The sequence below is a fragment of the Streptomyces sp. NPDC045956 genome, from assembly GCF_056430705.1.
Genome location: NZ_JBWKKZ010000009.1, coordinates 177,278 through 190,207, shown reverse-complemented (window position 1 = coordinate 190,207; position 12,930 = coordinate 177,278). Strand labels below are relative to the sequence as shown.

At 71.7% G+C, this 12,930-nt stretch carries 15 protein-coding genes; all 15 read left to right on the top strand.

Going from position 1 to position 12,930, the window contains the following annotated elements:
- Nucleotides 1-111: 111 nt before the first annotated feature.
- The gene (locus AC07FV_RS24210) at nucleotides 112-678 is read left to right on the top strand and encodes a hypothetical protein (RefSeq protein ID WP_479089367.1); all 567 of its coding nucleotides are present in this window, start codon (nucleotides 112-114) and stop codon (nucleotides 676-678) included.
- Nucleotides 679-688: 10 nt separating this feature from the next.
- The gene (locus AC07FV_RS24205; RefSeq protein WP_479089366.1) at nucleotides 689-1,765 is read left to right on the top strand and encodes a DUF8094 domain-containing protein; all 1,077 of its coding nucleotides are present in this window, start codon (nucleotides 689-691) and stop codon (nucleotides 1,763-1,765) included.
- A gap of 144 nt (nucleotides 1,766-1,909) precedes the next feature.
- A complete protein-coding gene (locus tag AC07FV_RS24200; RefSeq protein WP_358311708.1) occupies nucleotides 1,910-2,419 on the top strand; it encodes a hypothetical protein in 510 nt (169 codons plus the stop codon).
- Between the two features lie 43 nt (nucleotides 2,420-2,462).
- Nucleotides 2,463-3,206 (top strand): glycosyltransferase family 2 protein, encoded by a 744-nt coding sequence (locus AC07FV_RS24195; RefSeq protein ID WP_266073859.1) that lies wholly within the window; start codon nucleotides 2,463-2,465, stop codon nucleotides 3,204-3,206.
- A complete protein-coding gene (locus tag AC07FV_RS24190; RefSeq protein ID WP_358481243.1) occupies nucleotides 3,199-4,305 on the top strand; it encodes a hypothetical protein in 1,107 nt (368 codons plus the stop codon). The genes AC07FV_RS24195 and AC07FV_RS24190 overlap by 8 nt, the downstream gene beginning before the upstream one ends.
- A 36-nt stretch (nucleotides 4,306-4,341) precedes the next feature.
- A complete protein-coding gene (locus AC07FV_RS24185; RefSeq protein ID WP_479089365.1) occupies nucleotides 4,342-4,800 on the top strand; it encodes a hypothetical protein in 459 nt (152 codons plus the stop codon).
- Nucleotides 4,797-5,987: a hypothetical protein gene (locus AC07FV_RS24180; RefSeq protein ID WP_479089364.1), complete on the top strand. Its 1,191-nt coding sequence runs from the start codon at nucleotides 4,797-4,799 to the stop codon at nucleotides 5,985-5,987. Before AC07FV_RS24185 ends, AC07FV_RS24180 begins: the two co-directional genes overlap by 4 nt.
- A 37-nt stretch (nucleotides 5,988-6,024) precedes the next feature.
- Nucleotides 6,025-6,246 carry a hypothetical protein gene (locus AC07FV_RS24175; RefSeq protein WP_479089491.1) on the top strand — a complete coding sequence of 74 codons (222 nt, stop codon included), beginning with the start codon at nucleotides 6,025-6,027 and terminating at the stop codon, nucleotides 6,244-6,246.
- 191 nt (nucleotides 6,247-6,437) lie between these two features.
- Complete coding sequence (locus AC07FV_RS24170; protein WP_479089490.1) at nucleotides 6,438-7,580, top strand: AAA family ATPase; 1,143 nt, start codon at nucleotides 6,438-6,440, stop codon at nucleotides 7,578-7,580.
- Nucleotides 7,577-9,367, top strand: a complete 1,791-nt coding sequence (locus AC07FV_RS24165; RefSeq protein ID WP_479089363.1) for a vWA domain-containing protein — start codon at nucleotides 7,577-7,579, stop codon at nucleotides 9,365-9,367. Before AC07FV_RS24170 ends, AC07FV_RS24165 begins: the two co-directional genes overlap by 4 nt.
- Before the next feature lie 190 nt (nucleotides 9,368-9,557).
- Nucleotides 9,558-10,031: a hypothetical protein gene (locus AC07FV_RS24160; RefSeq protein ID WP_266073717.1), complete on the top strand. Its 474-nt coding sequence runs from the start codon at nucleotides 9,558-9,560 to the stop codon at nucleotides 10,029-10,031.
- 100 nt (nucleotides 10,032-10,131) lie between these two features.
- On the top strand, nucleotides 10,132-10,569 hold the full coding sequence (locus tag AC07FV_RS24155) for a hypothetical protein (RefSeq protein WP_164379527.1): 438 nt from the start codon (nucleotides 10,132-10,134) through the stop codon (nucleotides 10,567-10,569).
- Nucleotides 10,566-11,354, top strand: a complete 789-nt coding sequence (locus tag AC07FV_RS24150; protein WP_358314025.1) for a hypothetical protein — start codon at nucleotides 10,566-10,568, stop codon at nucleotides 11,352-11,354. Before AC07FV_RS24155 ends, AC07FV_RS24150 begins: the two co-directional genes overlap by 4 nt.
- Entirely contained in the window at nucleotides 11,351-12,193 is an 843-nt protein-coding gene (locus tag AC07FV_RS24145; protein ID WP_479089362.1) for a relaxase/mobilization nuclease, read from the top strand. Before AC07FV_RS24150 ends, AC07FV_RS24145 begins: the two co-directional genes overlap by 4 nt.
- Before the next feature lie 13 nt (nucleotides 12,194-12,206).
- Complete coding sequence (locus AC07FV_RS24140) at nucleotides 12,207-12,911, top strand: hypothetical protein (RefSeq protein ID WP_266073720.1); 705 nt, start codon at nucleotides 12,207-12,209, stop codon at nucleotides 12,909-12,911.
- Nucleotides 12,912-12,930: the final 19 nt, after the last annotated feature.

Here is a 12,930-nt window from a genome sequence, read left to right as displayed (position 1 = left end):
GCCGCTCTGCCCGTCGGCAGCAAGGAGCACACCCTTTGACCTCTCCCCCACGCCCCGACGACCCGCACGCCTACCTCCGGGCCGCAAGCGGCGGCAGCCGCAGGAGGAGCCATGGCCGCTGACGAAACGACCACTCCAGAACCCGGCCAGGTACCGCTCGCGCCGCTGCCCGACCACCGCAACGTGCACACGCCGTGGTGGCAGGAGCTGTGGCGTCGCCACGCACACGTCATCACGCCGCTTCGGGCACGCGGGCTGCAGTGCGACATCGAATTCGGCCTCAGCACCTACAACGTGCGCGTCTCGCTCCCCGACGACAGCTACCTGGTCATCAGTCCGCCGCACGACCCGCCCTCCGAGCGACCGCCCGGAGACCCGGAGGGCTGGATCGCCACTCGCGAGCACCCCGACGACCAGACGCTGTTCGAGGTCATCTACGACTCGGCACCCTCCAACGACCCCAGTGCTCCCCAACGGCCCGAAAAGCGCCACGGCGGCAGCACCCAACCCCTGATCGAGGCGATCGACCGCCGCCTCGCCCAGCTCAGGCTGCTACCGCATCCCGTCTTGCCCCACGAAAACTCACACGTTCCCCCAGCCCAGCCGTCACCCCTCCCGCCAGGTGTCCTCCCGCCGGCATCGCCGAAAGCCGCCCCACCGGCCAGACGCACGCCCTGACTTCTTCCCCTTGCGAACCCTTGGAGCCTCCATCCGCACCGCCCGCCGTACTCTGCCGCTGATCATCGGCGTCGCCTGCCTCACCCTGGCCCTCACTGGCTGCTCCGACGAAGACGGCCCAGCCCAGGCCCAGCAGACGCCCAGCGCCAGCACCGCCCCGAAGCCCGCGCCCGCTCTCAGCACCTCCCAGGCCCGCGACGTCATCACCCGCTATTCCAAGATCAACGACGAGGCCAATGCGGACCGCGACCGGCGCCTCCTCGACACCGTCGAGGACGGGCCCCTGTACGCGATGTCCGTCTCGGACTACACCGAGACCGAAGGACTCCCCGCCAAGGACCGCGAGCCGTACGAGCGCTGGTCCTACGACCTCGCCAGCGCCAAGCTGTACATCCCCCGCCTGGCCCACGGACAGGACCGCTGGTTCGCTGCCGCCCTCTCCAGCGAGAAGGGCAAGGCCCCCTCCCGCCTGGCCGTGTTCGCCGAACAGCCCCAGCACAAGCGGTGCGAGATGGTGTCCGTCGTCGACCTCGACAGCCAGAAGCTGCCCGACGTCGCCCTGGACCGCGAGGGATACGCGACGGCGGTCGCCGCCAACGACAACAAGCAGCTGGCCGCCGACGCCGACCTGCTGCGTACTGCCGTGCTGGACAACTTCACCACCGGAGGCACGAACACCGGAAGCAAGGTGTTCGCGCCGACCAAGGCCAGCAAGCGGCAGGTCAAGGTCCACAGCGATGCCGCAACACGCTTCGGCGACAAGGGAACCAGCGTCTTCGACGAAGCCGACAACCGCTTCACGGACGCCTACGCCCTCAAGACGGAAGACGGCGGCGCGCTGGTCCTCTTCTCCCACACGCACACCCAGACCGACGCCGTCGCGCACTCCGGCCTGCAGATCAACCCCGGCAAGGAAGACCGGGCCTGGCTCCACGACGTGCCCCGCATGTCCATCCAGTACACGTTCGTGTGCAACGACGCCGCCACCGTCCCCGCGAAGGCCGAGCCCTCCCGCCTGATCGGCTACACCTGCGCCCGCACCGACGCCTCCGGCCCCCCGGTCCCCTCCTGGTCACACCGCGCGTAGCCGCACCCGCCCGCCACTTCGACGGCCACCGAGGACATCCCCCGCCCCCTGCTCGCTCCGGAGAACTCCCTGTCCACACACTCCTTCATCGCCCGCCCCACCGCCGGCACGGGGTACAGCGGCATCCACGTCCAGCTCGACGGCGTGCCCAGCAACCACCTCCCGCTCCTCCTGGCCGCCTACCAGTACAAGTTCGGACGCGACGTCGAGGCCATGGCCCAGCACTTCATCGACGACATCGCCGTCGGCTGGGACGAACTCGGCACCGATCTCCTCGACGACGCCCCGCCCACGCTCGTGGCCACGCTGACCGGCGGCGAACACTGGCCCAGCCGGACCCTCGATCGCCTGATCACTCCGGACGGCTCGCCCCCGGTGCGCATGACGGTCACCGACACCACCGCCAGCGACCTGGGCATGCCGTGGGGCTACATCCTGCATCCGCAGGGCATCGAAGTGATCAGCATGGCTCGCACAGGCACGGGCCCCCTCGTGGCCTGGGACACCGACCCCAGCACCCCCTTCAGCGACCACCCGGCGCACTGGCCCGCCATCACCACACGCCGGACGCCCACCACCTCGCGCACCGCGCGCCCACCGCGGCCCGCTGCCGGTGCAGCGCCGACCGGGCCTCGCACGGCTGCCCGCCGCTGACCCGCACCGCCCCTCATTGCCGGAGACTTCCCTGCCCGCTCCCCTGATTACGGTCGTCATCGCCACCCGCCTGCGCGACGACCGCCTCGACTACCTGACCGCCATGCACGCCAGCCTCACCCGGCAGTCCGTGCCGTGGGAGGCCGTGATCGCGCTCGACGGCACCACACCCGAGCGCCTGCCGACCGCGCTCGCGCAGGACTCTCGCATCCGCACACTGAAGCTGCCCCGGCCGGTCGGCGCCGCCTGCGCCAGGAATCTGGCCCTCACTCACGTGCGCACCCCCTACGTCAACTGGGCCGATGATGACGACCAGTTCACCGATGACGCCATGTCCGTACGGCTGGACATCCTGGAATCCACCGGAGTCGGCTGGTGCGCGGGCTGGAGCGAGGACCAGCACCCCGATGGCTCGACCCGTCTGTGGCGCTGCCCGACCCCGCCCGGCCGGCACGAGGCCGGCGACGTGTGGACCTATTGGAAGACGCCAACGGACACGATCCCCATCGGGCCGACCACGATCCTCGCCCGCACCGATCTCGTGCGCGCAGCGCCGATGGGCGGCCTCGTCCAGGGCGAGGACTACTGCGCGGCCCTCGGCGTCACCACGCTCGCGCCCGGAATCCTGCTTCCGGTGCCCGTGTACCGCTACCGCAAGCACCCCGGGCAGATGACGGCCCAGGTCGGATATGACCAGCTGGAGGCGGCGGCCCGGGAGCACGCCTGGGCGTACGGCCGCAGCCTGCGCGCCGTCCTGCGCGGTGGCGAGGACCTGGTCCGTGGCTGAGGCGCAGATCATCCTGTCGCACAGCCGGGAGTCGGGGATCGTCGCCATCGCCTCGGGCGAGCAGTATCCGTGGGCGCACACCGCCCTCACCGAGAGCGGCTTCCAGCGAGCCGACGACGGCGTCTGGCACCTGCCCGCGGACGGCACCCAGACCACCGTGGTCGATCTGGTCACGTGCGCGAAGCGGCACCGCGCCAGCGTGCACATGAGCAGCCGGCGGTACATCGGCGACGCCGCCCGTGACCTCGCGCGCCTGCTGCCCGGCCAGTGGCACGCCTCGGTCGAGATCTATGCGCACCCGGCCTGGCAGGAGGACCTGGTCCCGTGGATCTGGGACAGCGGCGACCTCGGCCGCGCCGTCCAGAGCGAGCGGATCCCTTACGCCGCGGTCCTCACCGACGCGGCGCAGGGCACCACTCTGTTGTTCGTCGAGCGGCCCGGCCATCATCTCGGCTACCTGGTGGGCGCCTTCTCGCCGGAAGGGCTGGAAGGAGGCTATGGCGATCCCCACGCTCCGCCCAGCATCGTCCTGCCGCCGTTTCCCGGGCGGGCTGCCCAGGCCCTCACCGACCGGTACCTTCCCGCCTACGAGCAGGCCGTCCATGCCCGCCAGACGGCGGCCATCGCCGGCGTGCTCGCAGACATCCGCTCCGAGCACGACGCCTGGCAGGCCATGAACGCCTCCGGCAGCTACAGCGACGCCACCCCGCTGAGCGCCGCCGCCCTCGGCGCCTCGACGGAGCTGTTCCTCGACCACGCCTGGCGCCGTTTCCTGACCGTCGTCGACCACGCCCCGACGCTGCTCGACCGGTGCCGGCCCGCGAACAGCCCGTGGCCCGACGACGCCTCAGCCCTCTCCCGTCTGGCCGACGCCGTGAGCGATGCCGAAGCCCTGCTCGACGAGATCGTCCACGGTGATGCCGTACCGGAGCATGAGCGCCGAGCACGCGCGTGGCCGGCGATCGAGACGTGGCTCACCGACGGCGACGCGTTCTTGCGCCAGGCCCGCCTGAGCGCACCCCACCGCCGCCCGGCCCTCCCCGTCACAGCCCCAGCCCGCCCCCTCGCTGCGGCCCGGCCGGCGTACCGCAGCCACTGACCGTTCCCCACGACAAGTCTGGAGATTCCCGCCCCTTTGCAACCCGGCACCCACTTCTCCTTCGGCGACCACAAGAAACACGGCTTCATCGCCTCCTTCACTTCCTCGATTCCCCAGCACCTCGCCCACTGGTTCCTGGAGCGCGAGCAGTTCGAGCCCGTTCCCGGTGAACCCGGGCTGTATCGCCTCAGCGAGCCCGAGCGCGACGGAGTCCGCCGCACCCGCCAGGCTGTCCATGACCTGCGGCGCCACGGTTACACCGTGCAGGCCGACATCCGCCTCAATCCGGCCCTCTCCGCCAGTCCGCCGCGCCCTGTCCGGCCCCACGGGCTCCAGGAGCGCCGCAGCAGGCTCGCCCAGGCCGCCGCCGGCCGAACGACGCAGCGCTCCAGCCCGCCCACCACCTACCCTCCGTCGGCCCGGCCGATCCCGCCGAAGCCCACCTACGCTCCCACCGTCCACCTGACGGCCGCAGCCGGCGGGCGGTCCCGATGACACCCACGAACAGCCCAGCCCCCGACAGTCCTTTGCCGACGGCGTCCGAACTGGCCAGCAAGGCACGCGACTTCCGGCTGCGGATGGCCGTCATCGACTGCGAGACCGATGCCGCCCTCGACAGGACACGGGACCGCCACGGCCGCACCGTCCACGCAGACGCCGCCGCAGCCGCACGAGCCCACCGTGACAAGGCGGCGGTGGAGGCGTACGTCACCCACCTCGCCCCGCACGCCGAGGCTCTCCTCGATGCCGCCCGACTCGCGCTCGACGATTTGCCGCCCGCCCGGCACCTGACCGGGTGGCGGGCCGTCCTGGACGGCCTGGCATCGTCCGCCGCCGAGATCCGCCGGGCCCTCGCCCGGCCGGCCGCGCCCGGCTCTCCAGCCGAACGTGCTCAGCACGCCGCTCTGTGGCCGCACCTCACTGCCTGGGCGGACCACAGCCCGATCGCCAGCAACCTCGCCGACCAGCGCGACGGCCGGCACCACCAGGCTCCGCTGACCGACGAGGAACAGCAACTGTGGACCGACAGGGCCCAGGCCGCACAGATACGTGGTGCGCTGGAGCTGACCGAGTCGTGGTACGCCGCCGACGGACAGCCGATCACCCTCGCTTACCTGGTCGAGGACGACGACTCCACAGTGGTCGCGCTGCGCGGCGACCCGGGCGTACCGGGCTGGCAGGTGATCGGGCACTTCGCCCACGAGTACGAGGCGGGCAAGGCCCTGCCCGCTCCGGTTCCGCCCGGCGTGCTGTGCTCGGACATCTCCCGGTTCAACCGTCCGGCTCCGGCCCCGGAGCTGTCCCTGCAGGACCTCATCCGCGACGTCGTCGAAGGCCACAGTGCCGGTGACGCCTCGAACGCTCTCCTGGGAGCTGTCCAGCGCGGCTACGCCGCCGGCCCGATGGTCCGCCTGCAAGAACTTCTGGAGACGACCAGCCAGTTCGCCAGCGCCCTGGAGACCGTGCAGGGCCGCCAGACCGCCGCCCGCCTCTCAGCGCTGGGCCGGCAAATCGAGTTCCTCACCCGCGAAGTCGAAGAGGCAGCCGAGGACCTCGGTGCGACCGTCGCCGTCCTGCCCCCGCACCGCACCCCCGTGCTGCGCACCCGCCCGCGCCCGGCCGTGGACACCACACCGCCCGCGCCGCCGCCCCGCGCCAGCACGACGGCCCGCCACCGATAGGAGATCCGCTTTGCCCGAAGCACCAGCAGAGCCGTTCATGCCGATCCGGCACACCATCACCGGCGAAATCACCACCACCAGCTACAACGCCGCCGCCCGGCGGATCCTGCTCCAGGACGGTTTCGAAGAAACGCCCGGCTGCGCCTGCCGAGCGACGGAACTCGGTACGGAGCAGGCGCACGGGGCTGCCCGGCAACCAGCCAGCTGCTCGTCGCCGGCCGTCCCGTGCCCCTGGACCGAGCCCTCGGCCAGCCGGTGAGCGCCGACGATACGCCCCGATTGGCCCGGTCGCCGATGTCGGCACAGCCCGTGATCCCCTCCGAGAGCGGCCCGCCTCTCCAGCGCATCGCCCACCCCGCCCCCACCCACACCTGTTGAAGGGTTCTCGTTTTGACCACACCCGGGCCTACCAGACCAGCGCGCACCAAGGGCGGCGAACTACGGGCCAAGGTGGCCCGACTGCTGGCCGACAGGCCGGCGGACAAGCTCACCATAGGGGACATGGCCAGGCAGCTGGGCCACTCCCACGGCGCCGTCCGCAACGCCGCCCTCACCCTGGTGCGACGCGGCGAGGCCGACCAAAGCGGGACCGGACAACCGCAGTTCCGCGCGAACGCGAAAACCGCCGCAGCCGCGCAGAGGGCTGTGATCAGCCCACCGGGCACCCACTCTCCCCGCGCCCAGGCGGCCACGACCCGTACGACCTACACCGCAGCAGCCGCGCCCAAGCAGACCGGCCCGATCCGCCGCGCGGGGGGCCAGCTCTACCACCCCCGGGAGCTGGCCGATCTGCCCGACGTCGAGGCGTTGAACCGCTTGCGCGACGCCGACGTGCCCGTGCTGCTCTACGGCCCTCCGGGCACCGGCAAGACGAGTCTGGTCGAGGCGGCGTTCCCGGACCTGCTCACCGTCGCCGGTGACGGCGACACCACGGTCGGCGACTTGATCGGCGAGTACACACAGGACGACGCGGGAGCCTACGTCTTCCAGTACGGTCCGCTGGTCACCGCGATGACCGAGGGCCGCGCCCTGCTGATCGACGATGCCACCTTGATCTCACCGAAGGTCCTGGCGGCGCTGTATCCCGCGATGGACGGACGCCGGCAGATCCAGGTCAAGGCCCACAAGGGCGAGACCATCAAGGCCGAGCCGGGCTTCTACGTGGTGGCGGGCCACAATCCCGGCGTCCACGGGGCGGTGTTGACGGAGGCGCTCGCGAGCCGGTTCAGCGTGCAGATCCATATCGGCACGGACTACGACCTCGCCCTGGCCTTGAGGATCGATGCCCGGGTGGTCCGGGTCGCCCGACACCTCGCCCAGCAGGTCGAACTCGGCGAGCTGGGCTGGGCCCCCCAACTGCGGGAACTGCTCAGCTACCAGAAGACCGAGGCCGTCCTCGGCACCAAAGCCGCGCTCGCGAACCTCGTCGGCATCGCTCCTGTGGAGGATCGTGACGCCGTCGCCGACGCCGTCACGAAGGCTGTCGGCATCAAGAAGATCGCACCTCTCACCCTCGGCAAGCAGCTCCCCGCCTCAGCCGCCCGGCAGCCTCCGGGCAGCACCGGCTCCGCACACCGGGGCCGCCCGCGATGAGCGCCCACCACCACATCCAGTCCACGCCGGAAGACGACGCCGACCTCGCGCGCTGGGACGACGACGGCGCCCCGCCCGCGCAACCCCGCTCCTCCCCGGCCGCGTGGCTGCGGGTTGGAGCCGAACTCGGCGACCGGCTGGTCGCCCTCTCCGGCCGCCAGGACCTCCTCGTCACCTGCAGCCCCGGCACGCGCAGCGGCGCCCCGGCCGCGTTCTTCCCCACGCTGGGCGAGGTCGAGTTCGACGCCCGCCTGTTCGCACCCCTCCAGCCCCACGAGATCCATCCGCGGATCGTGGGCGACGAGGAGCGGTATCCCGCCGCCTGGGGAGTGTTCGTCCACGAGGCCGCGCACGCGGCCCACTCCGTCTGGACACAGCCTGCCGAGGCCAACCCCCGCGTCGTCGAGGCCGCGCTCCTGCTAGAGGAGAGCCGCGTCGAAGGCGCGCACCTGATCATGCGGCCCACGGACCGCACGTACCTGCGCACCAGCGCCCGAACCCTGGTCATGCCCGACATCGCCCACCCCACCCTCCAGGGCATCGAGCAGGCCGCCGCCGCGGCAGCCCTGATCCTCGGCCGCCGGGACGTCGGCATCCTGGACGCCGGCGAGACCCGGGCCGTCGCCGATCTGTGCGAAAAGGTGCTGGGCGCCAACCTGCTGACCACCCTCACCCGCATCTGGACCGCAGCTCACCAGTGCGCCGACCACGACGCCACGACCATGCTCGCGCACGGTCAAGAATGGTGCGACGCTCTGGACGCCGCGGCCCCCGCCCTGCCCGTGCCGGAGGGCCTCTCCGATCTGCTGACCGGCGCCGTGGGGGTCGTCATGGACCACGCGGCAGCCACCGACGCGGCCGACCTCGCGGCGCAGGCCGCAGCGGCCAACGCCATGGCGTCGCGCTCCAAGGCGCAGGCTCAGGACCGCGCCCAGCGAGCCCGCCAGCGACGCAAAGCCGCCGCCACCGCCAAGTCGGTATTCAACGCCCGTAGCACCACCGTCCACCCCGACGGCACACCGGCACCCTCCGGCAACCCGGTCACCGGCACCCGCAGGCCCACCGCCGCCGAGCAGAGTGCCGCCGCGCGCCTGAGCCGCGCCCTGCGTGCCGCCGCCTACCGCGAGCGGACCGAGGAACGGACCACCAGCCCCACCCCGCCCGGCCGCCTCAACATGCGCGCGGCCCTCGCCCGCGACGCTCAGCGCGCGACCGGGTCGGTCCCCACAGCGGAACCGTTCACCCACACCCGCCGCCGGAACTCCCCCACCCCACCACTGCGTGTGGGGATCGCCGTCGACGTCTCCGGCTCCATGCGCGCCGCCTGCAAGCCCGTCGCCTCCGCTGCCTGGATCGTGGCACGCGCAGCAGCCCTGACCGACCCCGACTCCCGTACCGCCACCATCGCCTACGACAGGCACCTGACCGCACTGACCCGGCCCACCCACCGAGCACCCGAGCGCGTGACGACGTTCGATGCCACCGGCGGCCACCACAACCTCGCCAACGCCATCGACGCACTCGACCACGGCCTCGAACTCAGCCGCCCCGGCGCCGGCCGCCTCCTCGTGATCGTCACCGACGCCCACTACGGCAGCGACGAAACCGCTCAAGCCGTCACCCGCGTCAAGCAGCTCACGACCGCCGGCTGCGCCGTACTCCAGCTCACCCTCACCGCGGAATCCCGCCACTTGCCGGGGACCACCTTGCTGCACCTGCCCCAGCCCTCCAGCGCTCCCGCCGCCATCGCCAAGGCGGCCACAGACGCCATCCGCAGGACCCGCTGAGACGACGCAGAAGGCGGAAGCGTCCCCAGGACCACCGCCAAGCACTCCAGACCGCCCCCGTCCGTCGCATGACTCGTGCAACCCCAACCGTCAACGAAAGGCACTCGATTTGAAGCCCCAGAGCAGCAGCCCGACCTCGAACGTAACGCCCATCAAACGGAATTCCCCGGGGGTAAGTACGCACTGGACCGTGGAGCACGCCTGCTCCCACCGGGTAGATCACGACCTGTCCAACCGCCCCGCCGACAAGCGGGCTGGCTTCGCCCGTTGGCTCGCGTCGAAGGACTGCACCGACTGCTGGAAGGCGGCGCGCGACGCCGACTCCGCGTCCAAGGAGAAGTGGCTCGCGGAGAAGCGCGCCGAGGAGCAGGAGGCAGCCGCCACCTGGGCCAAGCAGTTCGACATGCCGCAGCTGGAGGGCCCGGCCAAGGCCCTGGACTGGGGTGAGCGCTCCCGCCATCAGCTGATGATGGCCGCGCACACCGCCCTGGTCGTCGAGGGCAGTTGGGACGAGACGGACTGGGCGGAGCTGGAGGAGAAGGCCCGCTCCATAACTCGTGCCGGTTGGTGGATCGACCAGCGTGACGCCGAAGGCACTGACCTGCTCGAACTCCTCGACGCAGCCACCGAGGCGGACCGCGGGACGGAGAATCCGTTCCGCTGACGGCGGGGCAACATAGCCGGGAAACGCCGGTTAGCCAAACCGGCGTTCCTCCGGACTATTGATGCTCCCACCCCGACAGCCATCGCGTGGAAGGAACCGCGTGCTCCCTCCGTCCTGGGACCATCAGCCCACCCCCGTCACCGCCCGCACCCCCGACCCGCTCACTCCCACTCGAGATATCACTCACGCCCACTTTCAGGCCGGAGACACCGTCGTCGTCCTCAAGGGGGTGGCCGGCGGAGAACTGTGGGGAGACTCCATGCGCATCGTCGCCCCCTCCTGGCACACCCCCACCGACGAGGACGGATGGCGCCTGCGTGACCCCACCGGGGGTGCCCAGTCCTACGTCACCGCTCACCCCCGCTACCTCGTGCACCTCTCGCGCCGCTGCCCGGACTGCCTGATCTACCTGCGGGCCATGGAAGACGCCCTCCTTACGCGGTTCGCCGGCCGCGACGAGCTGATCGACTGCGGCTGGTACACCACCACCGCCCTGGGCCAGCTCGTGCACACCGCAGACACCAGGGGCGGCCGGTGACTCCCCCCACGAACCGCCCCGACCGTGCCGCTGCGCTCCACAAGGCCAGGGCCCGAGCCACCGCAACTGCGGACGATCCTTCCTGGCCGCTGCACCTGGCCGAAGACCTCCACGGCATCCGGGCCGACTGGAAAACCTCAGCCGAGGTGTGCGCGGACGCCGCCTGGGCAGCACGGTCAGCCGGCCGCAGCGTCCTGGGCCTGCTGTCCCCGGAGGATGTCCTCGCGACGCACCGTGATCCGATCACCACCCGCACCTTGGCGCATCTGTACCTGAGCGCCCTGCGGTTCGACTTCCGCTGCCCCACCCTCCAGCGCCTCGTCGAACAGCTCGCGCAGACCGCACGTCAGCCGCTGGACTGCTACACCCGCGCCCTGTACGCCTTCGCGCTGCTTGGCCAGTCCTGCCCCGAGGGCCTGACGGTCCTGGACGAAGTCCTCACCGAGGCCGAGGAGCACCCCAAGACACTGCACGTCCTGCTGCACGGACTGTGGCTCGGCCAGGACCTGAACCAGGGTGCAGAGCGTCTCCTGGCCCTCAGCTCCCGGCCCGCCCTCGCCACCGGCACCGACCCGATCGTCCTCTTCCGCGTGGCGGGTGCCCTGCGCCGGCTGGGCCGGTACGACGAGGGGCTGAGCGCCATCGACAGGGCGATCGACTGTCTTCCGCCAGGAGACATCTCGGTCCACGCCGACCTGGTGCGCGAGCGCTCGCTGCTCTGTGCAGCCCGCGACCTTCATCAGCACCGGTCACCCACCCGCGTGTCGAGCGGGGTGCCGTCGTGATCCCCCGCCTGCATGCAAGGGCCCACTCGCCGCGCGAGCCGCTGGCCGAGGCGCTCGGGCGGTCCCCGAACGAGGGCCTGACGGAGTACACCGTGGTCGCCCACTGGCCGGGCCTGGACTACTACACCCCGGACGACGAGCAGAGGACCTGGACGTCCGTTGAGTGGGCCGAGCACCTCGAAGATCCGTACCTGGAGCATCCGTTCGCTGCCAGCCCGGACGACGACCGGCACGCGATCCTCCATCTCGACGTCCGGCTCCATCCGGACGACCGGGAGCTGACAGGTCCCGAATGGTCCGAAACCGCCCACCGGTTCGCGCGGGCCGCTGGTATCGAGGTACCCGGCGCCGCAGAGCACGGCTGGCGGTGGATCGCTGTCCAGGGCCAGCCCGGACGTCTGGATCTGATCGCCAACCTGATCCACCTCGACGGCACCTGGCGCACCCCTCCCGCCGACATCCTGCGACGGCTTGCGGACGAAGCGCGCCGCATCGAGCAGGACCTGCACCTGATCCCCGTCCGCACCGGCACCACGCAGTGGTCCGCTGCCCGTACGGTCCCGACCGCATCGGCGCAGCTCGCTGGCGTCCTCACGCAGCTCGCCGACGAACAGGCCGGCCCGCTGGCCACGGTCCGCGGACTGGTCGAGCACACCGCTTACCGGATCGCCCGCCAACCGGGGGCTGCCGGCACGGACACGGCGCACCGTCTGGAGCTGATCGCCCGCCGCCTCCACGCGATTCAGCAAGACCTGGACGCCACTGCGGCCCATCTGGCCCAGACCCGGACCGCCGCCGCACCGGCCGCGGCCCGGCGCACCACCCACCGATCTCCGTAGGAGAAACGTCTCTTTGCCCCGCACCACCGGCCGCTTCCTGGACATCCGCCGTGACCCGCACTCCGGCGAACTCCTCGCCCGCGGGGGCGACGCTGAGGCGCACAGCCTTCTCCAGCGCGCGGGATTCGTCGCGGTCGTCCGCCTCCACGAGAGCTACCACCGCGCCCCCGTCGGCCTGACTGAGGACGAGGAGTCCCGTCTCGCCATCGATGCCGTAGGGCGCCTGCGGGCCGTCGGGTACCACGCCGACTGCGACGAGCGCTTCGACACCGAAGCCCGCCCCGCGGCCTATCCCACGCTCGGCGCCTCGGTCTCCCACCTCGCAGAACGTCTCCGCGAGGCCACCGACACCGCCGAGGCAGCCGACATCCTCACCGAACTCACCGCGCCCCACGACGGCATCCTCGCCGGGTTCGAGGAAACCCTCGGCGCCCTGGCGGAGTTCTTCGACGGCCTCGGCGACGCAAGCGATCCGTACACCGCCGGGCGCCTGCGCTACCTCGCCGACGCATACGTCCGCGTCATCCGCTCCGACCTCGCGCACACCCGCGGACGGCTGGCCGACCGGCACGCCCCTCACCCCGGCCGCCGCGCCTGCACAGAGCAGGTTCCCGACCATGAGCCCGAACGCTCCGCGGTGTGCGCCTGCCCGCCCCCGCCGCGTGCCCTGCCAGCCCCGGCACCGCCACCCGTCGGTGCCACCCGCCTGCGCCGCTAACGCCCCTGCAACTGCCCAA

Excerpts from the sequence above, each read along its gene's own strand:
- AC07FV_RS24210 (WP_479089367.1), top strand. The coding sequence starts at position 112 with ATGGCCGCTGACGAAACGACCACTCCAGAACCCGGCCAGGTACCGCTC.
- AC07FV_RS24180 (WP_479089364.1), top strand. The coding sequence starts at position 4,797 with ATGACACCCACGAACAGCCCAGCCCCCGACAGTCCTTTGCCGACGGCG.
- AC07FV_RS24175 (WP_479089491.1), top strand. The coding sequence starts at position 6,025 with ATGCCGATCCGGCACACCATCACCGGCGAAATCACCACCACCAGCTAC.
- AC07FV_RS24165 (WP_479089363.1), top strand. The coding sequence starts at position 7,577 with ATGAGCGCCCACCACCACATCCAGTCCACGCCGGAAGACGACGCCGAC.